The sequence below is a fragment of the Arthrobacter sp. Soil736 genome, assembly GCF_001428005.1.
Taxonomy (GTDB): Bacteria; Actinomycetota; Actinomycetes; order Actinomycetales; family Micrococcaceae; genus Arthrobacter.
In genome coordinates this window covers 36,627-39,679 of the sequence record NZ_LMSB01000035.1, presented here as the reverse complement: position 1 = coordinate 39,679, position 3,053 = coordinate 36,627, and the positions used below count along the sequence as shown (strand labels likewise).

Sequence of the window (3,053 nt, the reverse complement as noted above, 5' to 3'; positions counted from 1 at the left end):
GGAGGTGCTCGACCGCTTCCAGCACTCCCCCCTGTCCTTCTATGACGACCCGGAGGGCTTCGAGGAGAAGCTGGGGGAGGACCTGCTCGGCAAGCTCCGGAGGAACAAGACGGTCTGGGCCGCCGTGCAGGAGCGCAGGATCGATCTGCGGGACATCCTCCAGATCGGCATCTCGCGGTTCCTCGACGCCGAGGACGACGAGGGTACCCTGGGTGGGCTGCTGGCCAGCCTGAAGTCGGGCGCAGGCCAGCCGGTCCGGGCCGAGGACATCAGCGGCTGGATCGAGCATTTCGGGATCGGCCCGGCGACCCCGAACGAGGTCAAGCAGGGGGTCTACCGGCTCGCTGTACGGCACGGCGGCGACTTCGCCGCGCAGATCCCACGGGATGCCCGCACCGTGAGGCTTGCCAACGGCCTCTCGCGTGCTGCCCACGGCGAGAGGCGCGGTCTGGACGTCGAGCGGCGCCTGATCCTATTCGGGGCGCAGGTCTTGGCCGGGGCCTCGCGGGCGGCAGGGCTGTCAGCCTTGCCGGACGAGCACGACCTGATGAGGCTCGCCGACGCGGGGATCACCGCCGCGCAGGCAGCCGAGGGGTACCTGAGGGGGATGAGCGCGGCCCAGATGGTCGCGGTGCACCGGGACGGCACAGTCCCGGGCGTCTCAGACGGCTGGATCTGAAGCCATCCCCGCATGTGAAGAGGCCGAGCCCTGTGCCCTGTGGGAGACAGGGGACTCNCGCGGGCGGCAGGGCTGTCAGCCTGCCGGACGAGCACGACCTGATGAGGCTCGCCGACGCGGGGATCACCGCCGCGCAGGCAGCCGAGGGGTACCTGAGGGGGATGAGCGCGGCCCAGATGGTCGCGGTGCACCGGGACGGCACAGTCCCGGGCGTCTCAGACGACTGGATCTGAAGCCATCCCCGCATGTGGCGGCGCTGATCGCCACGCTGCAGTCGAGGTACTGCCCGCCGTAAGTGCGGGTGAGGGTCGGCTCCTCGTAGCCCTTCGCGAGCGCGACGACCGCGACTAGGACGAACACGGCGGCGTAGAGCACCAGCCACCAGCTGCCGAATAGCAGCGCCTGGCCGAGGATGATGGTGAGCACCGCGAGGTACATCGGATTGCGCACGAATCGGTAGACCCCCGTCACGACGAGCCTCTCCGTCGGAACGACCGGAGCGGGGCGTCCCACGGTGCATGGCGAACAGTGCGAAGGCGTGCAGGAGGAAAGCCGCCCCGGTAGCGATCGCGATCCAGGCGATCGGCACGACGACCCAGGCTGCACCGTCCCAGTCGTACCACCGCCAGCCGGAGATGAGCCACGGCATGAGGCCGCGACGCCGCCGGGCGCGAGGAAGAGGAAGACGATCGTCCCGATCCACGCGCGTACGGGCGAGGCTGCCTGGGTCATGCGCGTCAGGCTAGCCTGATTCTTCCGACCACGCGAGGGACCATGTGAGTCGCTATGTGGTTAGCCCTGGCGTGCTGGTCATGCGAGTTCCTGCGCTTCGGCCCATGAGACGCACGAAGGGAGGAGGACCGCCGTGACTGAATTCGAGTCGACACATGTGCTGCGAACAGATGCTGCCAGAACCGACTGGCCTGAAATTGATTCCGGAAGGCCCCTGACCCCGAACACAGGCGACTGCCGCGCCCCTCAAAATGGGGACCGGCAGTCGCTTTGTGTTCTTCGAAGTCTGTCAAGAAAGGCGTGTTGACAGTGTCAACAGATTTTGCCTCGGACTGGGCCGTACATCGGTCGGATTGGGCCGGATTGGCAATGTTTTCTGGAGTTCCCAGTGTTTGCAAGGGTTGGAACCCGGTTCGAGTCCCACCTTGGGCACAGCATGACCCCTCGTCAGAGGGGTTTTTGCTTTAATGTGTGGACATTGACCCTCCGCGGGTCCCTCTGGCGTTGTCCGCGGTTTGTGCCTGGCGCTGCGGTCGCCTATTCGGTTGTGTGGGTGGCGGGCCAGGGTCCTGGCCTGTGGGCCCTCCGCCTGCTGGAATCTAGGGTTATGGGTCGTCCTTTTTGCTGTTTCCGGTGGCCAGTTGTTGGCCGTCACTCATTCATGGCCAAGAGTTGTGGTGACGACATGACCTAGCCGAATTTTCTTTGAGGATCTTCCTGGGAAATCTGCTTTCTGCGAGCCAGGCAGAGTGCGCTCATCGTGTGTTTGTCCGGCCAAAGGAGGTGTGCACATTGTGCACACCTTTGTGCACGGCGGCTTTTCCACCTGCATTTTGGTCCCTTCCTCATGGTTCTGCCTTCACTACTTCATGAAGTTCTCTGTTTCAGGCGACATGACTTTGCGGCCTGGACCCTCAGTTTCCTAGGACGTTCCGGGTTCAGCGGGAACCTCTTTGGGGTTATCTATGGCTGGCGTACGATCCGTCCACAGAGCGGAGGTGTGTGGGATCCCGACTTTCTTCCGGGCTGTCCTGGTTTGGTTGAACCGTGCGACCTGTCCATAGTTGGACGCGCGGCTATCGTCTTCCTCCCATGCATAGGGTCAGTGCCGTTCCCGCGAAGAAGGGCGTCCCGAGCAGACTTGCGGTAGACGAGGCGGCTGCCGCGGTTCTCAGAGACGGGCCCGTCACCGACGGTCATTCCGCTGAACACGGCGACGATCACGTTGGCGGCACTGGCGTCGTGGACGAGGTAGTCGGCCGTTTGCGGGCACCGGATGTGTCTGTCAGATTCGTGCGTCGTTCTGATAGCGGAGTCACCGCTGGGTTGAGGGTCCGGAGTGCAACTTGGGGAACCGGGAGCGGTTCAAAGTTTCGTGAGGAAATAAGCGACGGGGGAGCGCCGAACGAAACTTTGGATCGTGAGCGGCGCATCGCGCCCTGGTTGCGTGGAGGGCCCGCCCAGCGATGATGGGGTATCAGAATGACGTTGATGATGTAAGTACTTCGCTGTTGGGTGTGACCCGCAGAATGACTGGCCCCGGTTTGGGTGCCTTGGTATTGATCTGTCCACCCGGCGGCGGAGCACGTCCTGTGCACGCTGACCGGGCGGACATGACCTTATAGGAGCCTGGCCAAGAGGC

At 64.1% G+C, this 3,053-nt stretch carries 2 protein-coding genes; one reads left to right on the top strand and one right to left on the bottom strand.

Annotated elements, in window-relative coordinates:
• Positions 1-679: hypothetical protein (locus ASG92_RS19890; RefSeq protein WP_162256341.1), on the top strand; the 679-nt coding region annotated here is incomplete at its 5' end.
• Positions 680-802: 123 nt separating this feature from the next.
• On the opposite strand, the gene ASG92_RS30010 is transcribed toward ASG92_RS19890, so the two are convergent.
• Positions 803-1,117, bottom strand: coding sequence for a methyltransferase (locus tag ASG92_RS30010; RefSeq protein WP_240987221.1), 315 nt, complete (start codon positions 1,115-1,117; stop codon positions 803-805).
• Positions 1,118-3,053: the final 1,936 nt, after the last annotated feature.

Bases quoted from the DNA above. Each gene is read 5' to 3' on its own strand.
- ASG92_RS30010 (WP_240987221.1), bottom strand. From the start codon at position 1,117: ATGTACCTCGCGGTGCTCACCATCATCCTCGGCCAGGCGCTGCTATTC.